Source organism: Lentzea fradiae, from assembly GCF_900100955.1.
Lineage (GTDB): Bacteria > Actinomycetota > Actinomycetes > Mycobacteriales > Pseudonocardiaceae > Lentzea > Lentzea fradiae.
Genome location: NZ_FNCC01000010.1, coordinates 220,248 through 245,856 on the forward strand (window position 1 = coordinate 220,248; position 25,609 = coordinate 245,856).

Sequence of the window (25,609 nt, forward strand, 5' to 3'; positions counted from 1 at the left end):
TCACCTCCTCGGCGTCACGACGGCTTCGAGGGCGCGGCCCACCAGCGTGAACGCCAGCACCACCACCACGATCGCCACCCCGGGCGGCAGCAGGAACCACCACGCCCGCTGCGGCACCGCCCCGTGCAGCTGCGCCTGGTGCAGCAGCGCGCCCCACGAGATCCGCGTCGGGTCGCCCAGCCCCAGAAACGCCAGCGTCGACTCCGCCACGATCGACGACGCCACCGCCAGCGTCGCGTTGACCAGCACCAGCGGCACCACCGACGGCAGCACGTGCCGGCCGATCACGTGCGTGTGCCCGCCGCCCAGCGCCCGCGCGCGTTCCACGAACGGCCGCGCCTCGATCGTCAGCGTCTGCGCCCGCACCATCCGCGCCGTCGACGGCCAGCTCGTCAGCCCGATCGCCAGCACGATCGTGCCCAGGCCGCGCGGCAGCACCGTCGACAACGCGATCGCCAGCACCAGCGACGGCAGCACCAGGAAGAAGTCCGTCACCCGCAGCAACGCCCCCGCCGCCAGCCCGCCGAAGTGCCCCGACAGCACCCCCACCAGCGTGCCGATGCCCACCGACAGCACCGCCGCCGTCAGCCCCACGAACAACGACGTCCCCGTGCCCTGCAGCACCAGCAACGCCACCGACCGGCCCGCGTGGTCGGTGCCCAGCCAGTGCCCTGCCCCCGGCGGACGCCACGGCGCGTCGGTCACCCGCGTCACGTCCAGCGCGTCGGCGGGGACCAGCAGCGGCGCGAGGACGGCGACCAGCGCGGCCACCGCCAGCACGGCCGCGCCCGCTTTCCCGGCCCGGTTCACGCGGCCCTCACCCGCGGGTCCAGCACCCCGTGCAGCAGGTCGGCCAGCAGGTTCATCACCACGACCGCGCCCGCCGTCACCACCAGCAGCCCCTGCAGCAGGAAGTAGTCCGGCCCGGTCAGCGCGTCGTAGAACAACAGGCCCAGGCCCGGCCAGGAGAACACCGTCTCCGTCGTGATCGCGCCGCCCACCACCAGCCCGAACCGCAGGAACACCAGCGTGATCGCGGGCAGCACCGCGTTGGGCACCGCGTGCCGGCGCCGCACCAGGTCGTCGCGCAGGCCCTTCGCCCGCGCCGTCACCAGGTACGGCGCGGTCGTCTCCTCCAGCAACGACGACCGCATCACCAGCACGTACTCCGCGCACACCACCGCCACCAGCGTCACCGACGGCAGCACCAGGTGGTGCGCGACGTCGAGGGACTGCGAGACGAAGTCCGGCGGTGTGTCGGTGTCGCGCATGCCGCGTGAGGGGAACAGGTCTCCGGTGGCCATCATCAGCAGCATGCCGAGCCAGAACGTCGGCACCGCCCACAACGTCAGCGACACCCCGGTCGTCACCCGGTCGAACGGCGAGCCGCGCCGCCACCCGGCCCGCACGCCCAGCCACAGCCCGAGCAGCACCGCGACCAGCGTCGCGGTGCCCACCAGCAGCAGCGTCGGCCCGAGCCGTTCGGCGATCACGTCCGCGACCGGGCGGCGGAACGTGAACGACGTGCCCAGGTCACCGCGCAGCAGCCCGGTGAAGTAGGACCAGAACTGCTCGTGCAGCGGGCGGTCCAGGCCGAACCGCGCGCGCAGCTCGGCCTGCATCGCCGCCGTCGTCGGACGGCCGCGCGTCATCGACACGACGGGGTCGCCGGGCACCACCCGGAACAGGAAGAAACCCAGCACCGCCACCATGACCAGGCTCAGCGCGGCACCCCCGGCACGACCGGCGAGACGCACCTACTCCCGCTCCCCGGCCGTCGCCCGGCGCCGCAGCGCGTAGGCCACGATCGCCACCAGCACCGCCGCCATCGCCGCGCCGGCCGCCGCGAACCCACCCCACCCGCGCGGTCGCGCGGCGGTCACCTCGGCGGGTTCAGCCTGGTAGTAGCCCCACACACCGTTCTGCGCCATGATCACGCCGCCGTGCGCGGGCTGCGTGGTGAACCGGGCGAAGTGGTCGGAGCGGTACGCCTCCAGCGCGTTGTCGTAGGCCAGCACCACCGCGGGCACCTGGTCGTAAAAACGCGCCTGCATCTGCCGCACGAGGTCCCGGCGGCGGCCCTCGTCGAACTCCGAGAGCTGCTGCGCGTACAGGCGGTCATAGGTCTCGTCGCAGAAGTAGGCGTCGGTCGTGCCGCCCTTGCCGTCCGCGCCCGGCCGCTGCGCGCACGTGTGCAGGCCCAGGATGAAGTCCGGGTCCACGCTCGTCGCCCAGCCCGAGAACGCCAGGTCGTAGGTCGCGGCCGTGGTCGCCTCGTTGAGCTGGTTGTCCGACACCAGCCGCACGTCCAGCGCGATGCCGATGTCGCTCATCGACCGCTTCAGGTGCTCGGCGGCCTGCTCGTCGTAGGCCCGCCCGGCGCGTCCGGTCAGCCGCAGCGAGAACCGGGTGCCGTCGGCGCCCCGCGGGTGTCCCGCCGCGTCGAGGGCGGCGTTCGCGGCGTCCGGGTCGAACGGGCGTTCCTGACCGGGCTCCGGCCGCCAGTGCCACTTCGCGAACACCGGCGGCACCAGCCCGGCGCCCTTCTCCGCGTAGCCGTGGTTCACCCGATCCACCAGCGCGTCGAGGTCGATCGCCTGCGCGATCGCCCGCCGCACCCGCACGTCCCGCAGCGCCGGGTGGCCGTCGCCGATCGGCTCACCGGTGCGGGTGCGGGCACCGGGGTTGATCAGCAGCTCGGTGAAGCGGCGGCCCTGCGCCTGGTTGCGCGTCACGCCCGCCTTGCCCTCCAGCGAGTCGAACTGCGCCGGCGCCATGCGGTTGACCAGGTCGATCTCGCCCTTGGCCAGCGCCTGCACCGCGGCGTCGGAGTTCTGGAAGTACACGAAGTGCAGCTCGTCGTACTTCGGCGCGCCCCGCCAGTAGCCCTCGTTGGCGCGCAGCTTGATGAACTGCCCCGGCACGTGCTCGGTCAGCACGAACGGCCCGGAACCGACCACCGGCATGCGGTCGTTGGCGTAGTCCTTGACGCTGCCGACCTGCTCCCACACGTGTCTGGGCACGATCGGGACGTCGAGCGCGAGCATCGTGACCTGCGGCGCCTTCGTCCTGATCACGACCGTGCGGTCGTCGGGGGCGGTGACGGACTCGAAGTTCGCGACGAAGCTGCCGTTGGCGGTGCGGGCGGCCTCGTCGGTGAGCATCAGGTTGTAGGTGAACGCCACGTCGTGGGCGGTGATGGGCTCCCCGTCGGACCACTTCTTGCCGTCGGGGACGGTGAAGGTCCAGGTGAGCTTGTCCGGTGAGGCTTCCCAGCGTCTCGCCAGGCCCTCCACGACCGCCTGGTCGTCGGCCGAGTACGCCGTGAGGTAGTCGTACATCAGCTTGTTGATCTCCGTGCTCGACTGGAACACGGCCAGGAACGGGTTCAACGAGTCGATCTGCTGCACGATCGCGACCTTGAGGATCACCGGTGCCTGGGCCGTGGCCGCGGGCGCGGCCAGACCCAGCGTCGTCGCCACCGCGAGCAACACGCACAACTTCACCCGCACGAAAACCCCTCTTCCCCAGCAGCCCGCCGCTAACTTACCGGTGTGCGGATCATGATCTCGGCGGACATGGAAGGCGCCACCGGAGTCACCTGGACCGGGGACGTCCTTCCGGGAACCGAGCAGTGGCAGCGCTTCCGGCGGCTGTTCACCGGCGACGTCAACGCCTGCGTCACCGGCCTGCTCGCCGGCGGCGCGACCGGCGTGCTGGTCAACGAGGCCCACTCCTCCCAGCGCAACCTGCTGCTCGAGGACCTGCATCCCGGCGCCCGGCTGCTCACCGGCCGGCACAAGCCGCTGTCGATGATGCAGGGCGTCGACACCGGCGTCGACGGCGTGGTGTTCCTCGGCTACCACACCGGTGCCGGCGCGCCCGGCGTGCTCGCCCACACCTACCTGGAGAACTCCATCACCGGCGTGTGGCTCGACGGCGTGCCCGCCTCCGAGGGCCGCCTCAACGCCGCGCTGGCCGCCGAGCACGGCGTGCCGGTGCTGCTGGTCACCGGCGACGACCTCACCTGCGCCGACGCCCTCGCCTACGCGCCAGGGGCGCAGGTCGTGGCGGTCAAGGACTGCGTGTCGCGCTACGCCGCCGTGTGCCTGCCACCCGCCGTCACCGCCGACAGGATCACCGCGGCGGCGACGGCCGCGATGTCCCACGCCGGGCACACCACCGGTGCGGTGACGGCGCACCGCGTCGAGGTCGAGTTCGACGCCACCCACCTCGCCGAGGCCGCCGCCGTCGTCCCCACCGTCGAGCAGATCGGCGTGCGCCGCGTGGGCTTCGACGCGGAGTCCATGACCGCGGCGATGAAGGCGTTCAAGGTGGTCACCTACGTCGCGTCCGGGGCCGTCGAAGGCATCTACGGCTGAAACGTAGGGTGGCGGCCATGACGCTGGACGTGGCACAGCTCTGTGCGCAGCTCATCCGCTTCGACACGACCAACCGCGGCGGCGGTGAGTCCGCGGGCGAACGGGAGGCCGCCGACCACGTCGCCGCCGTCCTGCACGACGCCGGCGTGGCACCCACCCTGCTCGAACCCGCGCCGCGGCGCACCAACGTGCTCGCCCGCGTCCCCGGCACCGACCCGTCGCTGCCCGCCGTGCTCGTCCACGCCCACCTCGACGTCGTGCCCGCCGACCCCGCCGAGTGGAGCTTCGACCCGTTCGGCGGTGAGATCCGCGACGGGTTCGTGCACGGCCGCGGCGCCGTCGACATGAAGGACATGGTCGCGATGACGCTGGCCGTGGTCCACCGCTGGCACACCGAGGGCCGCCGCCCGCGCCGCGACGTCGTGCTGGCGTTCGTCGCCGACGAGGAGGACCAGGGCGCCCACGGCGCGCACTGGCTCGTCGAGCACCACGCCGCCCACTTCGCCGGGGTGCGGGCCGCCATCAGCGAGTCCGGCGGCTTCTCCTTCGACGTCGGCACCGCCTCGGGGGACACCGTCCGGCTCTACCCCGTCGGCACCGCCGAACGCGGCACCTCCCACCTGCGCCTCACCGCCACCGGCCGCGCAGGGCACGGCTCTCGCCGCAACGACAGCAACGCCGTCACCGCCCTGGTCACCACCCTGGCCCGCCTCGCCGCGCACGACCACCCGGTGCGGCTCACCCCGACCGCCGAGGCGTTCCTCGTCGGCGCCGGCAAGGCGCTGGGCGTGGAGGTCGACCTCGACGACGTCGACGCCACCATCGCCCGCCTCGGCCCCGCCGCCAAGCTCGTCGAGAACACCGTGCGCTGCTCGACGACGCCGACCGTGCTGCAGGCCGGCTACAAGGTCAACGTCATCCCCGGCACCGCCACCGCCCAGGTCGACGTCCGCACCCTGCCCGGCACCGTCGACGAGCTCGTCGCCACCGTCGACGCGCTGCTCGAACCCGGCGTGACCCGCGAGTTCCTCGAACACCAGCCGCCCGTCGAGGCCCCGATCGACACCCCGTGGTTCACCGCGATGGCCGACGCGCTGCGCGACGAGGACCCCCGCGCCACCGTCGTGCCGTACTGCCTGGGCGGCGGCACCGACGCCAAGGCGTTCAGCAGGCTCGGCATCGACTGCTACGGCTTCGCCCCGCTGCTGCTGCCCGCCGGGTACGACTACCGCGCGATGGCCCACGGCGTCGACGAACGCGTCCCCGTCTCCGGACTGGAGTTCGGCGCCCGCGTGCTCGACCGCTTCCTGTCGAGCTGACCGCGGCGTCCGCGTCACCACGACCGGGGGACGGAGCCCGCCCCCCGGCGCGGGGATTCTCAGCGCGGCGGCAACGGCAGCGGCACCGCGGGCAGCCCGTCGATGCTCTCGATGTTGTACGGCTTCTTGTTCGTGTACTCGCGGAACTCCTCGTCGGACTTGCGGCCGAAGTACTCCGCGTGCATCAGCCGTTCCTCGCGGTAGTCCATGAACGGCACCGCGAACCCGCACGAGTCGCTGATCCGCTCCGCCGAGACCACCACGACCGCCCGCAGCGCAGGACCGTCCGCCTCGCCGAACCCCGCCACCAGCTCCGCGAACCGCGGGTCGTCGCGGAACACCGGCTCACCGCGGCCGTGCAGCCGCAGCACCTTCGGCGGCCCCTCGAACGCGCACCACATCAGCGTGATGCGGCCGTTCTCCCGCAGGTGCGCGACCGTCTCGGCGTGGCTGCCGCCGAAGTCGAGGTAGGCCACCGTGCGGTCGTCGAGGATGCGCAGCGTGCCCTGACGGCCCTTGGGCGAGAGGTTCACGTGCCCCGCGCCGTCCAGCGGCGCGCTGGCCACGAAGAACACCTTCTGGTTCTCGATGAACTCCCACAGCCGCGGCTCGATGCGTTCGTACTCCTTGCCCATGCCCGCAGTATCGATCATGCGGCACGTCCTGTCAGTGCCTTTCCCGGCGGCCTCAGGTGAGCCCGGACGCCTCCCGCGCCGCCAGCTCCACCCGTGCGCGGTAGGCGGCCCAGTCCTGCTCCGGCAGGTTCGACGCCCCCGGCCGCAGCCCCGCCGTGCCGTCGAGCCCCTCCCGCAGGACGTCCGCGTGCCCGGCGTGCCGGTTCGTCTCGGCGATCATGTGCACCAGCAGCAGGTGCAACGTCACGTACTTGCGCTCCTGCGGCCACCACGGCACCACCCCCGGCGCGTCCAGCGGCAGCTCGCCGATCACCGTGTCCGCGAACCGCGCCACCCGCTCGTACAGCGACGTGATGTCCTGCCGCGACTCCCGCGGCGTGGCGACCATGTCCGCGTTCGGGTCCTCACCGGACTCGATCAGCGCCACCCACGGCAGCTCCTCGCCGAACGACCGCCCCATGCACGCGCCGAAGTACTCCTGCTCCGTCGTCGCGAGGTGCTTGACCAACCCCAGCAGGTTCGTGCCCGTCGGTGTCAGCGGACGGCGCACGTCGTACTCCGACAGGCCGTCGAGCTTCCACAGCACGGCCTCGCGGGCGGTGCGCAGGTAGCGGTGCAGGTGGTCTTTGGGATCGGGCGCCATGCCGGCCAGCTTCGCAGAGACCGGCACGCGGCGACCGCGAATTTCCCACCCACCCCGTGCGTCCACCTGGCCGCAGCGCCTCGTCCCACCCGGCAAGACCCATACCTATGGCGGGATGACGGTGGGGCTTCACACCCACTACACATGGCGGAGCCATGTCCTGCCGTGGTCCGAAAGGGTTGCCCTGCATGCGAAAAAGCCATCTCAGACCCCTGATCGGGGTCACCGTCGCCGCGAGCGTCGTGTTCGCCATGGGAGGCGTGCCGACCGGCGCGGCCCCGGACGCCCAGGAGACCTCGACCAACTACCAGGTCAGCAACGTCCGCACCGCCGAGCAGCGCTCCCAGCTCGCCCGCTCCGGCGCCGCCATCGACTCGGTCGAGGAGCACGGCATCGTCGTGATCACCGCGACCGGCCGCGAGGTGCGCAACCTCAGGGCCCAGGGCTTCGAGGTCACCGAGCTGCCCAAGCGGATGGAGGCGAACGCCGACATCGGCCCGTTCGACTTCCCCGCCGCCGACTCCAACTACCACAACTACGCCGAGATGACCGCCGAGATCAACCAGGTCGTCGCCGCGTACCCGAACCTGGTCTCCCAGCAGGTCATCGGCAAGTCCTACGAGAACCGCGACATCGTCGCGATCAAGATCAGCGACAACGTCGCCGCCGACGAGGACGAGCCGGAGGTGCTGTTCACCCACCACCAGCACGCCCGCGAGCACCTCACCGTCGAGATGGCGCTGTACCTGCTCAACACGTTCACCTCGCAGTACGCGACCGACGCCCGCATCAAGGGCCTCGTCGACACCCGCGAGATCTGGATCATCCCCGACGTCAACCCCGACGGCGGCGAGTACGACATCGCCACCGGCAGCTACCGGTCGTGGCGCAAGAACCGGCAGCCCAACGCCGGGTCGAGCAACGTCGGCACCGACCTCAACCGCAACTGGGGCTACAAGTGGGGCTGCTGCGGCGGTTCCAGCGGCAGCACCGGCTCCGAGACCTACCGCGGCGCCGCCGCCGAGTCTGCGCCCGAGGTCAAGGTCGTCGCCGACTTCGTGCGCGGCCGCAACGTCGGCGGCAAGCAGCAGATCACCGCCGCCATCGACTTCCACACCTACAGCGAGCTCATCCTGTGGCCGTGGGGCTGGACCTACGACGACATCGCGCCGGGCCTGACCCAGGACCAGCGCGACACGTTCGCCACCATCGGCCAGTCCATGGCCGCCAGCAACGGCTACACCCCCGAGCAGTCCAGCGACCTCTACATCACCGACGGCTCGATCCCCGACTGGCTGTGGGGGACGCAGGGCGTCTTCGCCTACACCTTCGAGATGTACCCGGGCAGCGCCGGCGGCGGCGGCTTCTACCCGCCCGACGAGGTCATCCCGGCGCAGACCTCCCGCAACAAGGAAGCCGTGCTGCAACTGCTCGAACGCGCCGACTGCCCCTACGAGGCCATCGGCAAGCAGCAGCAGTACTGCGGCGTCGAGGGACCGCCGCCCGGCAAGTACTTCGAGAACGCCACCGACGTCCAGATCAGGGACAACACCACGGTCAACTCCCCGATCACGGTCACCGAGGTGACGGGCAACGCGCCGGCGGCGCTCAAGGTCGCCGTCGACATCAAGCACACCTACATCGGTGACCTGCGCGTCGAGCTCATCGCCCCGGACGGCACCGCCTACGTGCTGCACAACCGCACCGGCGGCAGCACCGACAACATCAACACCACCTACACCGTCAACGCCTCCAGCGAGGTCGCCAACGGCACCTGGCAGCTCAGAGTCCGCGACAACGCCACCTTCGACACCGGCTACATCGACAAGTGGAGCCTGCAGTTCTGATCGGCTGACGGGTCAGGGCGCCGGGGTCGCGGCGTCCTGACACCCGTAGTCACGCACCGGCATCGAGTCGTGCAGCCGGATCCCCTTGGAGTTGAGCTTCGCCAGCGGCCGCACCAGCCACAGCGGCAACGACGTCGCCACCTGCATCCCGCGCGTCAGCGCCGACACTCCCAGCCGCGTCGCGGGGATGATCGTCTTCGCCATCCCCAGCGCGAACTCCCTGCTGGCGTGCACGATGTCGCGCATCTCGTCCTCGTACCGGGCGAACGCCGCCTCGTGGTCGGTACCCGCCCCCAGCTCGCCCGCCAGCACGTACGCGCCCAGCACCGCGAGGCTCGTGCTGCCGCCGATCGCCGGCCCCGGGCAGTACGCCGCGTCCCCGGCCAGCACCACCCGGCCGCGTGACCAGGTGTCCTCGCGCAGCTGCGTGATCGAGTCGAAGTAGAACGCCCGGTCGGTGTCCAGGTAGGTCAGCCACTCGTCGACCTGCGGGTGCAGGTCCGCGAGCGCCTCGCGCAGCAGCTGCTTCTGCCGCGCGACGTCGCGGTGGTGGTACTCCAGCTCCGGCGAGCGGAACAGGAACACCGCCCGCGCGTCGTCGATGTGCCGCGCCCCGTACACCGCGGCGCTGCGCCCCGGCCCGATGTGCCCGGTCATCGCCCCCGGCGCCCCCAGCTCGCGCGGCACCGACAGCACCGCCAGGTACGCGCCCGTGAAGTGCTTCGCGACCTCGCCGAACACCAGCCGCCGCACGTTCGAGTGCAGCCCGTCCGCCCCGATGACCAGGTCGAACCGCCGCGGCGCGCCCCGTTCGAAGCTCACCTCGTCCTCGCCGATCGCGGTGATCGAGTCACCGAAGACGTACTCGGCGTCCTCGCACGTGGCGTCGTGGTAGATCTCGCTCAGGTCGTCACGCATGACCTCCACGTGCCGGTCGGAGGCGGCCGCGAACAGCTTCGTCGCGTCACCGGTGATCGGTTTGCGGGTGCCCTGGCGCAGGAACGACAGCCGCTCCGTGCCGGTCGCCAGCGCCTCGACCCGCTCCAGCACCCCCATCTTCTCGGAGATCACCATCGCCGGCCCGAACAGGTCGACCGCGTGACCGCCGGTCTTGCGCAGCACCGGTGACCGCTCCACCACCGTCACCTCGTGCCCGTTGCGCGTGAGCCAGTACGCCAGCACCGGACCGGTGATGCTGGCCCCGGAAACGAGTATCCGCACGCCGTCCCCCCTTACTTAACGGTCGGTAAGCCGCTGGGCGCGACAGTAGCACCGTGACTTACCGACCGTTAAGTAATATTCGCCGCGTGGCCTCCGACACCAAGCAGCGGATCATGCAGACCGCGCGCGAGCTGTTCGCCGTCCAAGGCGTGCAGCAGACCAGCCTGCAGGAGATCGCCGACCGCCTCGGCATCACCAAACCCGCGCTGTACTACCACTTCTCCTCCCGCGAGGAGCTGATCCGCAGCATCGTCACCCCGCTGCTCGACGACGGCGAACGGTTCCTCGCCGACGTCGAGACCCGCGAGAACGTGTCCGCCCGCGAGCTTGTCGAAGGCTTCTTCGCGTTCCACCACCGCCACCGCGAAGACATGCTGCTGCTGTTATCCGAGCTGACCACCCTCGCCGACCTCGGCCTGATCGACGTCGTGCTCTCGTGGCGCGCCCGCCTCACCACCCTCGTCTACGGCCCGGACGCCACCCTGGAGCAACAGGCTCGCGCCGTGCTGGCGTTCGGCGGCATGCAGGACTGCACCATGCAGTTCCCCGACGCGCCGTTCGACGAACTTCGCGACGCAACGGTCACAGCGGCATGCGCCGCACTCGGGATCGACTGATCGGCCTCTCCCCAAGAAGCCGTTCGTGGGCGATCATCACGCGATAGCCCCAGCCAGATGAGAAACGGCTCTCGAAACCGGTCTCCGCTCACCTGACCGCGGGGTAGGGTCCGCACGAAGAACCACGCCGCCGGGAGAGAAATGCGCGCCGTCGAGATCAGACCTGGGGTCCGCATCCGCTGGGTCGAGGTGCCGGGAGCGACCCCCGCCAGGGTGTACCTGCACGGCCTCGGAGCGTCGTCGGCGCCCTACTACGCGGAAGCCGTCGCACACCCCCTGCTCGCGGGCCGCCGCAGCCTGATGATGGACATGCTCGGCTTCGGCATCAGCGACCGCCCCACCGGCTTCGCCTACTCGCTGGAAGGCCACGCCGACGCCCTCGCCGTCGCGCTCGCCAAGATCGGCCTGCGCCGCAACGAGATCATCGGCCACAGCATGGGCGGCGCCGTCGCCATCGTGCTCGCCGCCCGCCACCCCGAGATGGTCCGTTCACTCGTCCTGGTCGACCCGCACGTCGACCCGGCCCGCCCGTCCCTGGGTGCCCCCGGCAGCCGCGGCATCGCCGCCTACAGCGAAGCCGACTTCCTCAGCCACGGCTACGACCGCGTCCTGCACGACGTGGGCCCGCACTGGGCCGCCACCATGCGCATGGCCGGCCGCGAAGCCCTCTACCGCAGCGCCGTCGACCTCATCCGCGGCACCTCGCCCACCATGCGCAAACTGCTGATGGAACTGGAGATTCCGCGCGTCTTCCTGCACCCCGAGGACGCCCCGCCCAGCGGCGGCCGCGAACTGGTCGCCTCCGGCGTGCAGATCGTCTCCGTGCCCAACACCGGCCACAACATCATGATCGACAACGTGGAGGGCTTCGCCCGCGCCGTCGCCCAGCAACGCCTGTCCGTCTGACCACACCGCGACCGCGCCATCACAGCCGGTCAACCGTGAAGCGTCTCCCTAGAACTTTTCGGACAGCTTCCTCGATACGGTCGGGCAATTCGTTCGAACCCGTACAGAGGAAGTTCCCCATGATGCGCAAGATCGTGTGCGGCGCCGCAGTGGCCGCTCTCCTTCTGACCACCGGCAGCACCGCGATGGCAGCGGACTGGCGCTGGCAGAAGTCGTCCGAGTCCATCGACGTGCTCGACGCCGAATGCAAGATCGGCCTGCGGTTCGGCGGATGGGACCAGTGCAAGTTCGTCGCGGACTACCGGATCTACCACCTCTACGTCCGCTGACGTCACGAGCGTGCGGAACAGCGTCAGCCGTTCCGCACGCTCACCGCGCCGTCCAGTGCGCCGGCCTGCTCAACACGGCTGGCAGCTTCGTCCGCGCGTTCCCCCGCGCCGCGTTCACCTGCGGCTGCGTCAGGAACAGGCACGTGCTCAGATCCGCGCCCGACACATCGGCACCCCGCAGATCAGCCCCGATCATGTCCGCTCGCGACAGATCGGCGTTCGTGAGGTCCGCCCCGATCAGGTAAGCACCGCGGAAGTCGGCACCGCTCAGGTTCTTGTTCCGCAACCGCGCCCCGATCAGATCCGCACCCCGGTACGACTTCGCACTGCTCCGCAACCGCTCACTGGTGCGCAGCAACAGGACGTTCACCTTCGCCCTGACCTCCGCGACATCGAGCGCGAGGATCTCCTCCGGACTCCCGGCACCAAGCCGGTCAACCTCCGCGAACGCCGCGTCCAGGTCGTCGTGCGGGTCGAGACGCCGCGCCTCCGCCAGATACCACAACAGCTCGTGCAGCTGCCTGACCAGCGGAAACACCGCGAACATCGGCTCACGCCCAGCCTCACGCCAGCTGACGCCGCCGAACACCTCCTGCGACACCCGCTGTCCCGCGCCAAAACAGTCGTAGACCGTGCACCCGGTGTAGCCCTTCCGCCGCAACTCGGTGTGAATGCCACACCGGTGGTCTGCCAGCAGGTTCCGGCACGGCGTGCCCGCGTCCTTGCTGGCTGCGAAGTCGGCCGACCTGGTGAACGGCAACGCGACGCAGCACAACCCGAAACAGTTGGCGCAGTCGCCCTTCAACTCGTCCATCGCCGACCAGCCTACTGACTCCCCGACGCCCGCCGCGCCGCCCGCAGCTCCTCCATCGCCTCGTCCAACTGACGCTCCGCCCGCTCAGCCCGGGTCAACGTCTGAGCACGAGCGTCCTCCACCACAGCCAGCGTCTGCCGCACCGACGCCACCTGCTCCGCACTCTCCTCCCGAACCCGCGCGATCCGCGCCTCGAACTCACCCCGTACCCGCTCCAACTCACCACGAGCATCCGCAGCCGACTGCTCGGCCCGCTCAGCCCGCACCACCGCCAGATCCCGGGCCTTCGCCGCCCTGCTCACCGTGTCCGCAGCCTCCTGCCGAACCAGATCAGCGGCCGCACCCTGCGCCTTCACCTCAGCCTCGGCCCGCTCCACCGCCACCCGAGCCCGTTCCACCTCTTCAGCAGCCGCCGACCGAGCCTGCTCGATCTCCTTGGCCGCCTGCCGCCGAGCCTGCTCGGCGTGCTTCACCGCATCAGCCTTCGCCTGCTCCACCGCCTCCCGCGCCAGACGCACCTTCTCGTCCGCCTCGGCCCGAACCTCCTCCACCTCCGCAGCCGCCTGCGCCCGAACCTCGGCAACCTCCGCCGCGGCCCGCTCCACCGCCTCCTGAGCCGCCCGCCGAGCCTCGTCCCGCTCGGTGAGCGCGGCATCCACAGCGGCATCAGCCTCCTCCGCCGCCCGCACCGCCTGCTCGGTCACCTCCTCGGCGACCTTCCGAGCCTGCTCAGCGTCATGCCGGCGCCGCTCAGCAGCAGCGAGCTCGGCCTGAGCCTCCGCGACCTTCCGGGCAGCCTCCGCCTCCGCCGCCTGGACCTGACTCTCGGCGACACTCGGGTCCGCCATCGCGTTCAGCTCGGTGACGGCCCGCCCGAGGGTCTGCGACATCTGCTCGGACAGCACCCGGAAGCGGTCGAGAAGCTCTTCAGCCCTGATCTTGGCGGTACCGGAGACCCTAGGGAGATTCGTCACGGTGACGACCTCCAGGTTTTGCTCGGGGGTTTCCGCCAGCTTCTGCCGCTCCCTCCAGGCGCGCCACCGCGTGTGCTCGGGCAGGTCGCAGTACTCGGACGGCCTGCCGGGCCCGCCACCTCGGAAAACAGGTCGTTCGCAGCCGGGGAAGTTGCAGCTCGTCTCCACGGCAATATCGTAGCAAAATTACGTGTGCAGTTACGTTATCCAACGCAACGCTACCTAATGAGGCGAGAAAATGCTGACCTCCGATAAGTGAACGTTATCGGAGGTCAGCGTTGGCTGGGTTCAGGTGGCGGTCCAACGCAATGCACACGACCGGTGAAACCTGGTGAAGTCGCCAGAGAGGGAAGGAGGGGCCATGCATCGCGAGTCGCTCGATCAAGCCTCTGCCGCCTTGCCGAACGACGCAACGCTGGTGAGCGAACTCCCGCCTCTGGCCTCGGCCATCGAGGCTGACCCGTGCACGGAGACGTGGGACGGGATCTGAATTTGCCGACGCAACCTGAACGTTGACCAGTCCGTTCGCGACGCAGGACGCTGATCGGGCGCGGCCAGGGGAGAACACCTCCAAGATGGAGGAGTTGCCGAGACACCTGCGGAAGTCACTGTCGGTCCTAGCCGTCATCACGCCGGACGGGCTGCTTCCTCAAGAAACCGGTAAGCCGCCCGAACACTTCGACGCGGCGGCTCCGCGGCCTGTCGACTTCCTCTTCTTTCTCCTTCTCAGGTTCTCCCCCTTCCGGTTCTCCGATTTCAGGTTCCCCTCTTTCAGGTCCTCCCATCTCGGGTTCCTCTGCGTATGTGGCCTTGCCCGATGCTTTCTCTTTTCTCTTCCTGCCCTCCGCTGTCCCGATGTTGGTGTAGGAGCGCTTGCCTCCCTGACTGATCACCTCGTCGAAGCACTGGTAAACCTCATCCATGAGTTTGCGCCACGCCACGTTCTGTTTGAGGTTGCGTATCTCGAGGATCGTGGCTGGGGTCGCATACCCTGGACGGTCCTCGTAGCTGATGTAGTCGACACGCCTACCGTAGGCGCCCAGTCCTTCATGAAGCTCTTCCAGTACACGCAAGAGCTCTTTCGCGTCGAGCCGGAACGGATTGGTGACCTCGAGATCCTTCGCGGTCTGCTTGGCAAGTCTGATGTCCTTGCGGAGCGCGGCGATGCGCTCTTCCTCCTCCAGGGCACCTGCTTTGCCGCCGGCGCTCAGCAGATCGCGTCCTTCAGGTTCGGCCATCGACTCCAGCCACGCCCTCCTCGTGGTCTTGTTGCGATAGGGGAAGTACATACCCCTGTCCATGTACTCGAACGTTTGGTTGAACACCGGCTTCGACTCGCGATCGGGAGCGCCGAGCTTCAGCCCGGTCATCGCGGCAGCGATCCAAGACTCCTGGTCCGCGCGAAGAATCCGCTGCTCGTGCTTGGGCAGCATCCCGAACATGGTCGCAAAATCGGTGCGCGCCATGGTGTACACCAAGTTCTTGAAAGATAGGTCTCCGCTCTTCGAGTCCCCGGCGATGAGGTAGCTGCGCACGAGTTCGAGCAGGCCGGTCAGTTCGGCACTCGGCTCGTCGATACCCCGTATCGGACCGGGCTTCTCTTCCAGCTTCCTCGCGGTATATTCGTAGGGTCCGGTTATTTCCACGACACCTTTTTCGCGCAACTTTCGTCCTAGCTCCGGGATCAACGCCAATGGCATTCCTACGGTCATCTGCAAGAAAGGACGGAATGATGGAGTCTTGTTTTTCTCCGGCGGCTTCAAGTAGAAGTTGGGTTTCCCTCCGGTAAGCCAGGTCGCGGGGAACGGATTGCTGCTGCTCCCGTACTTGTCGAGCTCGGTCGCGGTGTCATCGATCTCCGTCTTCAGCGCGTCCCAGTCTCCGAGGTCCACAACGCCTGGCGGGTGCGACACGATCTCGATTGCCGACCGGTCCATCGCATCTTCTGCCTGCACTTGCATCTCGTTGCGGACCACGAATGGCACGGTCTTGTCGACCCGCTTCCTGCGGTCGCCTGATCCTTGGTAGACCGTCCAGTCCCCGTCCTCCAGTTCGACACCGACGTTGCGCTGCACTGAAAGCAAGCGGCCCAAGGCACGGTTGCCGACCGCGCTCTGCAGCGCCAGTAATCCTGTTCGGGTCGGCGGGGGGCTTTCTGCTCGCGTGTGGCCGGATCTCGGCAAATGGGCGTGCACGCTACCTCCCGTGGAGCAGTCGTGCTTCACGGTTGCGCGTTCAACGGGGGCATGCAGGTCTCGTCCGGACAGGCAGAGGTGCGGCGATTACTACCTCTGCGGGCAGGTCAAGCCGTCGGCCACGTCCGCAGCACCGCGTCGAGCGCGTCCAGCGACCGCAGCCACGACGCCTCCACCCCACGCGGATGCCGGTGAAAAGCGCCGGACCGCTCCAGCGACACGTACCCGTGAAAAGCGCTGTGCACCAACCGCGCGGCGTCGGTCAGGTCGGGCTCCCACAACCCGTACCCCAGCAGCACCGCACGCACCATGTCGTCGTACCGGCCGGCGCTCTCCCCCGCCACGTCCGGGTCCAGCGCCAGCTGGGTGGCCGCGTACCGGCCGGGGTGTGACGACGCGTAGCCGCGATAGGCCAAGCCGAACGCGACCAGGGCGTCTCGGCCGGAGCGTCCGCCGATCGCCTCGCTGACCAGGTCGGCCAGTTCGCTCAGTGACAGCACCGCGAGGCGGATGCGCAGGTCGTGGGCGTTGCGGATGTGGGAGTACAGGGACGCGTCTTTCACGCCGAAGTGGCGGGCGAGCGCGGACACCGTGACGTTCTCCAGGCCGACCTCGTCCGCCAGGTCCGCCGCTGCCTGGGTCAGGCGGTCGGCGGTGAGTCCCGCGCGTGCCATGCGTCACCCTTCCTAGGGCTCATAATAATTTGCCTAGGACCTCTAGGAAGCCTAGCGTCGGTCGTCATGAAGCCGCTGACCGAACACGACATCCGCGCGTCCTTCGTCAATTTGACCAAGGGCGAGGCGAAGCGGATGCACGTGCCCAGGGATCTCGGTGCGCTGCCGTGGGACGACCTCGACTTCCTCGGGTGGCGGGACCCGGCCGCGCCGGACCGGTCCTACCTCGTCGTCGAGCTCGACGGAGTGGTGACCGGGGTTGCGCTGCGGCGAGCGGGTAAGGCCGGGCATGCGCGCAAGACGTTGTGCGCGTGGTGCCTGACGACGCACCAAGGGGACGGGGTGTCGTTGATGACCGCGCGCAAGGCCGGGAAGTCCGGGCAGATGGGCAACTCGGTCGGCGCCTACGTGTGCGCCGACCTGGCCTGTTCCCTGTACCTGCGTGGGAAGAAGAGCGCGGGGCCCGGCTCCCGGTTCAAGGAGGCGATCACGCTCGACGACCAGGCCGAGCGGCTGGTCTCCGGGGTGCGCGCCTTCCTCGGCCGGGTGAACTCCTAGAGCTCCAGCACGAGCTCCGCGGTGCAGGCGCGGGCGCAGGGCCACGGGTCGCCGCACTCGCTGCAGCCGGTGGTCGCGGGCAGGTGCGTGTCCAGCACGTGCACCGCTCTCGTCCGGTAGCGCTCCAGGTCGGACTCCCAGTCGTGGCGGGAGGACGCCGTTGCACTCGTCATGGTCATCAGTCCTCGAGTAGAGGTGGTTGAGACCAGCATGCACCTGTGCGGGGCCCAGTGGGCATGAAATCGCCGATGACGGCAAGCTGTCGTCATCGGCGAAAGGTCATGACTTCGGTTTTTCCTGTTGGACGCGTTCAGCGATGCGCTTGATCCGCTGCAAGCGGGCGTCCCAGGTCGCGCCGACCGCGGACAGTTGTGCGACGGCGCGAGAGAGTTGGTGCTCGTCCACCTCGTAACGGCGTTCGCGGCCCGACGGTGACGCATGCACGAGGCCCACGCGGTCCAGGACGCCGAGGTGCTTGGCGACCGCCTGCCGCGTCACTGGCAACCGTTCGCTGAGCGTGGTCGCCGTGCCGCCGCCGTCCAGAAGCAGCAGGTCGAGCATCCGCCGGCGCGTCGGGTCGCCGATCGCCGACCACAGATCGTCGTCGATCACGGCCGCGTGACCAGCTTGTTCGCCAGGACGACCAGGCGCGGCAGGAAGTGGTCCCAGCCGCTGACGTGGTCGTTGTAGGCCGCCTCCAGCACCGCAGCCTCCCAGCCGCGCTCCCGGAAACCGGTCTCGGAAAACTTCAGCAGCGTGCCGTCACCCGCGGCGACCAGGTCGAACGCGACCAGCAGCGAGTTCTCCGGCGCAGGCGTCGCGCCCTGGTCGTAGACCCAGCGGAACGCGAACCGGCGCGGCGGGTCAGCCTCCACGACGGTGAGATGCTCGACCTTCGCGTCCGGCGAGGCCGGGTCGCCGAACGTGATCGTGCCGGTGCCACCGGGCACGGCGTCGAGCTCGGCGTCGTCGGGCCACCACTCGCGCAGGTGCTCGGCCGAGCTGACGACCTCGTAAACCACCTCGGGCGCGGCGTCGATCCGGATCTCACGCTCGATGCTTCCGTACTCCAACACAGGAACCTCCGGGCTCGGGTTGGCGTGCAACCTTTGGTTGCTCATCAACTTAGCCACAGATGGGCGCATTGTGCAACCAAAGGTTGCGTCTAAGGTGGGTCAGGACGACTTCACCTGGCGCAGGAGTCGTGACCACTGCTCGGCGGTCAGGGACAGTTCGGAGGACGGGGACTTGCTGTCCCGGACGCCGATGCCCCTGCCCACCTCCACACAGTTGCCGTCGTTAGCGCTGTAGCTGCTCTTCCGCCACGTGCTCACCACAAGCCTCCTCACCGATGATCTCGGTGATCAGCTTCCTCGTCCCGTCGGAGTTCAACGCCCTCCGTCCGAGTGATCTGATGACCGTGGCGTAGAGGCCCACGGAGTGGCGGTCTTCGAGGAAGACATTGGCGCCGTGGCTCTCCAGGTAGACGAGTGGCGGGATCTTCTTGAACTTGAGCAGGTCGAAGTCACCGGCCAGGCCCGCGTGCGGGCCCGACGCCGTGGGGATGACGCGGATCGTGAGGTAGGGGCGTACCGAAAGGCGGAGCAGGTGGTGGAGCTGCTCCGCCATCACCTCGGCGTTGCCGACCGGCAACCGGAGCGCCTGCTCGTGCATGAAGATCGAGACCGTGCGATAGCCGTCGAGAACGGCTCGCTGCCGCATCGACCGGCTGTGCACGACGGTGTCGACGTCGTCCTGGAGGTTCACCGCCGAGTCGGCGAGGTGGCGGGTGTAGCCGGGCACCTGCAGCAGGCCGTGGACCACGTTCATCGACCAGCCCGTGATCTCCGATGCGATCCTCTCGTGCTCCCGGAGGGTGCGTGCCCGGTCCGGCGCGCCGGACCCCTTGGGCTGCAACCAGTCTCGGATGTGGGTCTCGTGGTGCAGGGCCATCAGGTGGTCGAACTCGTCGGGTGGGGTGCGCAGCAGGCCGAGGAGCTTGGCGAGGTCGACGTCGGACGTGCCCTCTTTGCCGTTGATCAGTTCCGAGACCTTGGCTTCCTGCCAGCCGAGCAGTTCGGCCACCGCGCGGTTGGTCAGGCCGGCCGCGCGCAGCAGCGCCCGGATCGCGTCGCCGAACTCGCGGCCGCGCACAGTGGATCTCCGCAGAGGCATGCCGGGACGGTAGAGGCCGGGTTCCGTTTGGGGCCAGTGTTTCCGCTCGGGACGACCGGAAAGCATGGTGTTTGGCGGCCTTCCACACTGGGCTGGCACCCCTCACCTGCCCGCTTCCAGCAGGGCGTCGAGGCGGTCGTCGACCCGGTCGCCGGTCGTGCCCGCCTCGGTGAGGCCGCGCATGGAGGTGTTGAAGTCGACGTAGTTCTGCTCGTCCAACGCTTTCGTGCAGGTTTGGGAGGCGCGCCACGCCTGCACTACGAACTGCTGCCACACGATGTGGGTTTCCGGGTCTGGTACGCGGAAGTAGCGCACCGCGTCCTTCGCCATCTCGGAGATGTCCGTGCACAGTGGACGGACATCTCCGAGTCCTGTCACGCCGCGCTGGCCGCTGTCTACGTACGCGGTGACGGCGGCGAAGGCGTGGCGGCGGTTGCGGTAGAAGCGGTTCATCAGGTCGTCGCCGCCCAGGTCGGCCCAGGCGTCGATCTGCAGTGCCAGCACGTCGGGGGTCGGTGGTCTGGAGGGTGTCGCGTCGTCCAGCCACTGGCGTGCTTCGCGTTGCAGGGCGGAGGCCGTGGGCATGGTGGCGGCCTGGGGTGACAGCGCGACCGCGCGGGTGACGCCCAGGCCGAGGGCGGTGAGGCACAGGGCGGTCACGACCGTGCGGCGGACGAACATGCCGCGGGTCGCCTGGTGCCGGGTGGTGCGGGGCAGAGCCGCGAGGACGGCGGCGACGGTCGTGCTCGCGACGAGGCCCAGCACGATCGACGGGGTCACGAAGAAGGTGAAGGTCGGCTGCACGGGCCACGGGTTCCAGCCGCAGGTGGTTCTGTCGATCGAGATCACCCCGGCGCAGCCGTCCAGGGCCGCGCGCAGGTAGACGCCCGCCAGTCCGAGCAGGACCGCCACCTGGCCGGAGACGAGTGCGACGGGCAGGCGGTGCGTCCGTGTCCATGCGCACGCCACGGCGGAGGCGATCGTGGCGCCGGCGACCACCGACAGCACCGTCAGCGTCAGGTGGACGGTGAAGAACCTGGTCGCCGAGACTTCCGTGGCGATGCGGACGTGCAGGTAGGCAGCAACCGCGGCGACGGCCGCCCACGCGACGGCGCCGCCGAGCAGGGCGGGCAGCAGCACCTTGCGCAGCGGGGGTAACGGGGTGCCCACCACGGTTTCCGCGGGGGAGTCGGCGGCGGCACGGGCCCACGCCGCTCCCCCGGCCGGTCGCACGAGCCACGCGAGGAGGAGAACGGCCCACAGGCCGATGACCGAGATGAGGGCAAGGGGTGGTCCGGCGAGGTTGTCGATGGCCAGGTGCCATCCGGCGTGCAGGCGGTCGACGGTCGCCAGGGGCGGTGAGTCGGAGGTTCTGCCGAGGTAGTTGGTGGCGAGGATGTCCCGGGTGCCGGCGAGGTCGAACGTCATGCCGGAGACGAGGGCGACGCCCAGCGCCTGCCACCAGGAGAACCAGGTCGCGAGGGCGAGGGTGGCGGCGGTGAGGCTCAGCGCGAGCACGGGGCGCAGGGTGCGTCCGCGCCAGACGCTGACCCACAGCACCGCGCACCGCGTCGTCCAGCACGCGAACACCACGGCCGTCAGCAGCACCAGCAGGAGGAAGACCGGCCGGTCCGGCACCCACACGGTGATGGCCGTGCCCTGGCCGGTGATCACCCCGCCGAGGACCATGCCGAGTCCCAGCCACGTCCCTGCCCGCAGGCCGGAGGGGACGCGGTGGCCGGTGAGGACCGCGTGGACGACCGCGCGCCACAGCGCCACCCCGGCCACGCCCACCACCAGTGCCGCCGCCACGGCCGCGCCCGCGTACTGGACCCACCGGCTGAGCTGGACGTACACGGTGAGGGCCTGGATCACCTGGGTGCTGAACACCATCGCCGCGGCGCCGGTCAGCACGAGCGGCAGCGGCCGCGGGCCGAACAGGACCTCCGGGTTGACCAGCGCCGTGCGCCGCTCGGCCGGGCCGGGGTGCAGGCTCAGCAGGTCGCGCACCGCGCGGCGCCGCTCGGCCCTGGCCTGTCTCGACCAGACCTCGCGGTCCGCGCCCCAGCGCACGGCGGCCAGGTCGGCGTAGAACTCGCGGTGGCGCAGCACGTCGGCCCGCGCGAGGTAGACGAACGCGGTCATGACGACGGTCAGCAGCAGTCCTCTGGTGACCATCGGGTCCTCGACGGCACCGGACAGCGACTCGGCGGACCGGTACAGCCTCGTACCGGCCCACACCAGGAACGGCGGCAGCGCCACCAGCGCGTACACCCGCCACAACGCGATCGTGAGGTAGGTGATGGTGATGTCGCGGTAGTGCACGTGGCCCAGTTCGTGGAGCACGACCGCCTCGAACACCCTCGGGTCGCGGTTTCTGCTGAGCAGCAGTCCGGCGTTGAGGCGGACCACCGGGCGGCGGTTGCGGCCGTAGACGACGGCCTGCGGGGACAGCTTCGCCGGGTCGACGACGAACCGCGGGGTGCGCGTCAGCCCTGCCCTGGCCACGAGCTGCTCCAGCGCCGCGCGCACCTCGCCGTCCGGGTCCATCTTCGCGAGCGGCACGGTCCGGCGGGACTTCCACCACGGCAGCATCCGGAACAGCGCTGTGGTCAGCACCGCGAGCAACGTCAGCCAGGCGACCGGCAGCCACCACGGAGGAGGCGCGGCGTGGCGCGTCATGCAGGAGAAGTACGCCTCCCACTGCAGGCCGCGTTTGACGACCACCTCGTGCACGCTGTCCCGCGACAGGTCGACCCCGGCCGCGAGCGAACAGCCGACCGCGTCGTAGGCCGTCAGCGTGATGAACAGGTAGAGCAGCATCAGGCAGCTGCTCATCAGCAGCAGTGCCGCGAGCAGCAGGAACCGGGCCGTGGTGCCCGCCGCCAGCGTGCGCTCGTCGACCTGGGTGGAGGCGGTCTCCACGGCTACCGCGCCGCGCCGCCGCCGTCGTCTTCCCGCTCGTCGGGTGGTCGTCGGTCGATGTGGTCGAGGACGGCCGTCACGATCTCCTCGGTCAGGGCGTCGTCCAGCTCGTGGGCCGCCGCCAGCTCACGCAGCCGCCTGCGCACCTCGGCGACCTCGTCCGCTGTCAACGCGGGCAGGACGACCTGCTGCGAACGGCGGCCCGTGAGCCTGCGCAGCAAGCGCTTCGCGCCCTTGGCGGTGCCGTCGACGGCGGCTCCGGCGGCGCGTTGCGCGATCTCGTTGAGCACCAGCCACACCACCGGTGTGACCAGCGCGAGGATCTCGCCCAGGCCGAACCCGAGCGGTTCCCTGCCCGCGCGGCCGGACAGCCGGCGCACGACGGTCTCGTCGTCGAACTCGGCGAGCCCGTCCAGCAGCGGCAGCTCCGCCGGCTCGACCCGGGCGACCACCGATCGCACCACGTCGCGGACCGTGGTGGTGGTGCTCATGTCCTGCACGCCGTTCCCCCTTCCCTCGACATTCCCCTTGTCGATAAAGGTGTCGTACCGGCCGACTTGTTGCATCCCAAATGGATGAATTCGACCTCAGGGAGCGACGGCGCGGAGAACCGTGTCGCGCAGGAGCGCGCGGCGGCGCTCGTGCTCCTCGGCGGGCTCGTCGGCGGTGGCGGCGTAGACGTTGCTGACTGGGGACCACGCCATCGACATGGCGATGACCAGCGCCATGATGTCGAACGGGTCGCCGTCGCGGACCAGTCCGGCCTGCTGCGCGTCGGCGATGGCACGCAGCTTGGCGTCGTCACGGCGGTCGGTCTCGGCGACGAGCAGGCCCGCCGGACGGCGTTCCAGACGGGCCCACGTCGCGAGCCGGATGAGGTCGGGACGCCGCAGGTACTCGTCGTACAGGCGCACGGCCCAGCCTGCGAGGTCGGTGGCGTCGATGGGGACGACGTTGACGATCCGGTCCAGCGAGCCGAAGAAGATCGCGTCGAACAGGCCGTCCTTGCTGCCGAAGTAGGCGTAGAGCTGGGCCTTGTTGGTGCGGGCCGCGGCGACGACCCGTTCGACGCGGGCGCCGGCGATCCCGTGCTCGGCGAACTCGGCGGTGGCGACGTCGATGATGCGCTGCCGGGTGGCCTCGCCGCGGGCGGTCAGCTGCTGGTCGGACATGGCGCCAGCTTAACGACAGACCATTCGGTTTACTTTGCGGCCGGACGCGCCTAGGCTCAAATAGACCGAACAGTCTGTTTGAGGAGAGCTCATGCGAAGCACCACCGGCTGGAGGGCCCAGGACGGGGCGCTCGTCCAAGCCGCCATCACTCGCCGCGACCTGCGCCGCGACGACATCGCGGTGCGCGTCGACCTCTGCGGGGTCTGCCACACCGACCTGCACGCCCTCCACTCCCACGACGGCGGGGTGCTCGTGCCGGGTCACGAGTTCACCGGCGTCGTCCTGGAGGTAGGCCCGGACGTGACCCGGTTCCGTCACGGTGACGCGGTCGCGGTCGGCAACATCGTCGACTCGTGCGGGGAGTGCGACATGTGTGCGGCGGGACAGGAGAACTTCTGCCGCGCCTACCCGACACTCACCTACGGCGGCACGGACCGTCACGACGGGACGACGACGCTGGGCGGGTTCTCACGGGAGTACGTCGTGCGCGAGAAGTTCGCCTATCCCCTGCCCTCCGGGCTCGACCCGGCGGCAGCGGCGCCGTTGATGTGCGCCGGGATCACCGTGTGGGAGCCGTTGCGCGCGTTGGACGTCGGTCCGGGGACGCGGGTCGCGGTGGCGGGGCTGGGCGGTCTCGGTCACCTCGCGGTGAAGCTCGCCGCGGCGATGGGCGCCGAGGTGTCGGTGGTGAGCCGCTCGGCGGACCGCGAGGCCGAGGCGATCAAGCTCGGCGCGCGGGACCTGGTCGTCTCCACCGACGCGGCGAGTGTGGCGGCGTCACGCGACCGGTTCGACGTGCTGGTCGACACCGTGCCCGTGCCGCACGACGTCAGCCCGTACCTGCGGCTGGTGGCGATGGACGGCACCCTGAGCCAGGTCGGCCACCTCGGGTCGATGACCGTGGAGACGCTGGACCTGCTGGTGGGACGCAAGAAGCTCAGCTCCGGCGGCAGCGGCGGGGTGCCCGCGACCGCGGCCATGCTGGAGTTCTGCGCGGAGCACGGGGTCGCCGCGGACGTCGAGGTCCTGCCGTCGGCGCGGGTGGGCGAGGCGCTGGACCGGCTCGGGCGGGGCGACGTGCGGCACCGGTTCGTGCTCGACCTGTCCGACCTGGACTGAGTCAGGCGACCGGGCCGAGCAGGAAGCCGCCGTCCGAACCGCGGAACTCGCCGAGCCCGGTGCTCTCGGTCGCCGGTGCCGTCGAACCGGTCACGGGCGTGAGCGGTCCAGGCCGGTGAGCCGGGCGAGTGTGGCGAACCCGTCGTCGGTGCCGGGCCAGCGGGCTCGGACGGCGTCGAGCCCGGCACGACGCACGACGCCGCGCAGCACCGCGGTGACGATGATCGCGTCGTCGGCGTAACCGAGCACGGGCAGGAAGTCGGGAACGAGGTCGATCGGGGACGCGAGGTAGACGAGCAGCAGCACGAGCCGGACGCGGACCCCGCGCGGGAGGGTGCGGTCGGCGGCGAGACGGCGGACCAGCCGCACCAGGTCGGGCAGGATGCGCAGCGCCTCGCGCAGCAGGCCCCCTTCCGGGCGGGCAACCACGAGCACGACCACGAGGGCCACCCAGGCCAGCAGCAACGCGGCGGCCACGCCGATCACCAGATCCCACCAGAACCACCCGGTCACGGCCGGCTCACCGCCCTCGGTCGCGGTGGCGTCCGGTCACCCGCCGCCGGGAGCTTGGGCGCGCCTCCTGCTTGGTCCCTCACGTCGCCAGGTTACGTCCGTTGCAACACGCTGGAGCAGGTGCTCCGAGCGCCCTGGCGTTCCGGGAACAGCGGCCCTTCACCGGGTCCGGTTCCGCTTCTCGCTACCCTGGATCACGTGCCCGGCACCAGCAGCTCGCGGACCCGCGCGTACCTCGCGCGGGTCTTCGCGGTGCTCGCCCTGGTCGCCGGGGTCGCGATGATGCAGGGCACCCCGTGCGAGACCGAGTTCGCCTGGACCGCGCAGTGCGCCACGACGAGCACGACCCCGGCCGCGTTCGTCGCCGACCCGGTGCACGACGACGGGTCGGCGTTGCTCGACGGCATTCTCGTCGCGGGCTGCTGTCTCGTGGTGGCGCTGGCCGTGCTGATCGGTGTCGCCCTGCTGCGGCGGTCGTCGTTCCGGCCACGGCTGCCGCGCCCGGTCACCGTCGCCGCTCCCCCGTCACGCCGGCTGGAAGTGCGGCTGGCCCAGCTCTGCGTGCTGCGCGCCTAGACCGAACCCGTTCC

At 70.0% G+C, this 25,609-nt stretch carries 28 protein-coding genes; 9 read left to right on the forward strand and 19 right to left on the reverse strand.

Annotated elements, in window-relative coordinates; translation table 11 throughout:
• The 3 genes from BLT23_RS24470 to BLT23_RS24480 are packed head-to-tail and all read right to left on the reverse strand — an operon-like array spanning position 1 to position 3,512.
• Entirely contained in the window at positions 1-810 is an 810-nt protein-coding gene (locus tag BLT23_RS24470; protein ID WP_090052530.1) for an ABC transporter permease, read from the reverse strand.
• The gene (locus BLT23_RS24475) at positions 807-1,757 is read right to left on the reverse strand and encodes an ABC transporter permease (protein ID WP_281248886.1); all 951 of its coding nucleotides are present in this window, start codon (positions 1,755-1,757) and stop codon (positions 807-809) included. The genes BLT23_RS24470 and BLT23_RS24475 overlap by 4 nt, the downstream gene beginning before the upstream one ends.
• A complete protein-coding gene (locus BLT23_RS24480; RefSeq protein ID WP_245744136.1) occupies positions 1,758-3,512 on the reverse strand; it encodes an ABC transporter substrate-binding protein in 1,755 nt (584 codons plus the stop codon). It abuts the gene before it with no gap.
• A 42-nt stretch (positions 3,513-3,554) separates the two neighbouring features.
• Between BLT23_RS24480 and BLT23_RS24485 the strand changes: the two genes are divergently transcribed.
• Positions 3,555-4,382 (forward strand): M55 family metallopeptidase, encoded by an 828-nt coding sequence (locus tag BLT23_RS24485; protein ID WP_245744137.1) that lies wholly within the window; start codon positions 3,555-3,557, stop codon positions 4,380-4,382.
• A 17-nt stretch (positions 4,383-4,399) separates the two neighbouring features.
• A complete protein-coding gene (locus BLT23_RS24490) occupies positions 4,400-5,701 on the forward strand; it encodes a M20/M25/M40 family metallo-hydrolase (protein ID WP_090052538.1) in 1,302 nt (433 codons plus the stop codon).
• 59 nt (positions 5,702-5,760) lie between these two features.
• Here the strand turns inward: BLT23_RS24490 and BLT23_RS24495 are convergent, their stop codons facing one another.
• Both BLT23_RS24495 and BLT23_RS24500 read right to left on the reverse strand, forming a co-directional pair.
• A complete protein-coding gene (locus tag BLT23_RS24495) occupies positions 5,761-6,336 on the reverse strand; it encodes a pyridoxamine 5'-phosphate oxidase family protein (protein WP_090052540.1) in 576 nt (191 codons plus the stop codon).
• Positions 6,337-6,388: 52 nt separating this feature from the next.
• Positions 6,389-6,979: a DinB family protein gene (locus BLT23_RS24500; protein ID WP_090052948.1), complete on the reverse strand. Its 591-nt coding sequence runs from the start codon at positions 6,977-6,979 to the stop codon at positions 6,389-6,391.
• A gap of 188 nt (positions 6,980-7,167) precedes the next feature.
• Between BLT23_RS24500 and BLT23_RS24505 the strand changes: the two genes are divergently transcribed.
• Positions 7,168-8,826 carry a M14 family metallopeptidase gene (locus tag BLT23_RS24505; RefSeq protein ID WP_090052542.1) on the forward strand — a complete coding sequence of 553 codons (1,659 nt, stop codon included), beginning with the start codon at positions 7,168-7,170 and terminating at the stop codon, positions 8,824-8,826.
• Positions 8,827-8,838: 12 nt separating this feature from the next.
• On the opposite strand, the gene BLT23_RS24510 is transcribed toward BLT23_RS24505, so the two are convergent.
• Positions 8,839-10,047, reverse strand: coding sequence for an FAD-dependent monooxygenase (locus BLT23_RS24510; RefSeq protein ID WP_090052544.1), 1,209 nt, complete (start codon positions 10,045-10,047; stop codon positions 8,839-8,841).
• 86 nt (positions 10,048-10,133) lie between these two features.
• Between BLT23_RS24510 and BLT23_RS24515 the strand changes: the two genes are divergently transcribed.
• The 3 genes from BLT23_RS24515 to BLT23_RS24525 all read left to right on the forward strand — a co-directional run bounded on the left by BLT23_RS24515 (position 10,134) and on the right by BLT23_RS24525 (position 11,899).
• Positions 10,134-10,664, forward strand: a complete 531-nt coding sequence (locus BLT23_RS24515; protein WP_245744138.1) for a TetR/AcrR family transcriptional regulator — start codon at positions 10,134-10,136, stop codon at positions 10,662-10,664.
• 141 nt (positions 10,665-10,805) lie between these two features.
• Positions 10,806-11,570 carry an alpha/beta fold hydrolase gene (locus BLT23_RS24520; RefSeq protein WP_090052547.1) on the forward strand — a complete coding sequence of 255 codons (765 nt, stop codon included), beginning with the start codon at positions 10,806-10,808 and terminating at the stop codon, positions 11,568-11,570.
• A gap of 119 nt (positions 11,571-11,689) precedes the next feature.
• The gene (locus tag BLT23_RS24525) at positions 11,690-11,899 is read left to right on the forward strand and encodes a hypothetical protein (protein ID WP_090052549.1); all 210 of its coding nucleotides are present in this window, start codon (positions 11,690-11,692) and stop codon (positions 11,897-11,899) included.
• 40 nt (positions 11,900-11,939) lie between these two features.
• Here BLT23_RS24525 and BLT23_RS24530 read toward each other — a convergent pair whose 3' ends face one another.
• From BLT23_RS24530 to BLT23_RS24545, 4 genes are all read right to left on the reverse strand, one after another.
• Entirely contained in the window at positions 11,940-12,713 is a 774-nt protein-coding gene (locus tag BLT23_RS24530; protein WP_090052552.1) for a pentapeptide repeat-containing protein, read from the reverse strand.
• An 11-nt stretch (positions 12,714-12,724) separates the two neighbouring features.
• Positions 12,725-13,855 carry a hypothetical protein gene (locus BLT23_RS40915; RefSeq protein ID WP_090052554.1) on the reverse strand — a complete coding sequence of 377 codons (1,131 nt, stop codon included), beginning with the start codon at positions 13,853-13,855 and terminating at the stop codon, positions 12,725-12,727.
• Positions 13,856-14,304: 449 nt separating this feature from the next.
• Complete coding sequence (locus BLT23_RS24540; protein WP_090052556.1) at positions 14,305-15,762, reverse strand: hypothetical protein; 1,458 nt, start codon at positions 15,760-15,762, stop codon at positions 14,305-14,307.
• 227 nt (positions 15,763-15,989) lie between these two features.
• Positions 15,990-16,556, reverse strand: a complete 567-nt coding sequence (locus BLT23_RS24545) for a TetR/AcrR family transcriptional regulator (protein ID WP_090052559.1) — start codon at positions 16,554-16,556, stop codon at positions 15,990-15,992.
• Positions 16,557-16,622: 66 nt separating this feature from the next.
• Between BLT23_RS24545 and BLT23_RS24550 the strand changes: the two genes are divergently transcribed.
• Positions 16,623-17,114, forward strand: coding sequence for an FBP domain-containing protein (locus BLT23_RS24550; RefSeq protein ID WP_090052561.1), 492 nt, complete (start codon positions 16,623-16,625; stop codon positions 17,112-17,114).
• Here the strand turns inward: BLT23_RS24550 and BLT23_RS40920 are convergent.
• The 8 genes from BLT23_RS40920 to BLT23_RS24590 all read right to left on the reverse strand — a co-directional run bounded on the left by BLT23_RS40920 (position 17,111) and on the right by BLT23_RS24590 (position 23,386).
• Positions 17,111-17,287, reverse strand: coding sequence for a hypothetical protein (locus tag BLT23_RS40920; RefSeq protein ID WP_176946900.1), 177 nt, complete (start codon positions 17,285-17,287; stop codon positions 17,111-17,113). The genes BLT23_RS24550 and BLT23_RS40920 overlap by 4 nt on opposite strands.
• 106 nt (positions 17,288-17,393) lie before the next feature.
• A complete protein-coding gene (locus BLT23_RS24560; RefSeq protein ID WP_245744139.1) occupies positions 17,394-17,726 on the reverse strand; it encodes an ArsR/SmtB family transcription factor in 333 nt (110 codons plus the stop codon).
• Positions 17,723-18,187 carry an SRPBCC domain-containing protein gene (locus BLT23_RS24565; RefSeq protein ID WP_090052956.1) on the reverse strand — a complete coding sequence of 155 codons (465 nt, stop codon included), beginning with the start codon at positions 18,185-18,187 and terminating at the stop codon, positions 17,723-17,725. The genes BLT23_RS24560 and BLT23_RS24565 overlap by 4 nt, the downstream gene beginning before the upstream one ends.
• A 102-nt stretch (positions 18,188-18,289) precedes the next feature.
• Entirely contained in the window at positions 18,290-18,448 is a 159-nt protein-coding gene (locus tag BLT23_RS24570; protein WP_245744140.1) for a DUF397 domain-containing protein, read from the reverse strand.
• Entirely contained in the window at positions 18,414-19,289 is an 876-nt protein-coding gene (locus BLT23_RS24575; RefSeq protein ID WP_176946901.1) for a helix-turn-helix domain-containing protein, read from the reverse strand. The genes BLT23_RS24570 and BLT23_RS24575 overlap by 35 nt, the downstream gene beginning before the upstream one ends.
• A gap of 102 nt (positions 19,290-19,391) precedes the next feature.
• On the reverse strand, positions 19,392-22,214 hold the full coding sequence (locus tag BLT23_RS24580) for a M48 family metallopeptidase (RefSeq protein ID WP_090052569.1): 2,823 nt from the start codon (positions 22,212-22,214) through the stop codon (positions 19,392-19,394).
• Positions 22,215-22,216: 2 nt separating this feature from the next.
• Complete coding sequence (locus BLT23_RS40925) at positions 22,217-22,705, reverse strand: hypothetical protein (protein ID WP_176946902.1); 489 nt, start codon at positions 22,703-22,705, stop codon at positions 22,217-22,219.
• Positions 22,706-22,801: 96 nt separating this feature from the next.
• Positions 22,802-23,386 carry a TetR/AcrR family transcriptional regulator gene (locus tag BLT23_RS24590; RefSeq protein WP_090052571.1) on the reverse strand — a complete coding sequence of 195 codons (585 nt, stop codon included), beginning with the start codon at positions 23,384-23,386 and terminating at the stop codon, positions 22,802-22,804.
• 91 nt (positions 23,387-23,477) lie between these two features.
• Between BLT23_RS24590 and BLT23_RS24595 the strand changes: the two genes are divergently transcribed.
• Complete coding sequence (locus tag BLT23_RS24595) at positions 23,478-24,506, forward strand: NAD(P)-dependent alcohol dehydrogenase (RefSeq protein WP_090052573.1); 1,029 nt, start codon at positions 23,478-23,480, stop codon at positions 24,504-24,506.
• A gap of 90 nt (positions 24,507-24,596) precedes the next feature.
• On the opposite strand, the gene BLT23_RS24600 is transcribed toward BLT23_RS24595, so the two are convergent.
• Positions 24,597-25,019, reverse strand: coding sequence for a YkvA family protein (locus BLT23_RS24600; RefSeq protein ID WP_090052575.1), 423 nt, complete (start codon positions 25,017-25,019; stop codon positions 24,597-24,599).
• Between the two features lie 198 nt (positions 25,020-25,217).
• Between BLT23_RS24600 and BLT23_RS24605 the strand changes: the two genes are divergently transcribed.
• Entirely contained in the window at positions 25,218-25,595 is a 378-nt protein-coding gene (locus BLT23_RS24605) for a hypothetical protein (RefSeq protein WP_090052577.1), read from the forward strand.
• The last annotated feature ends 14 nt before the right edge of the window (positions 25,596-25,609 follow it).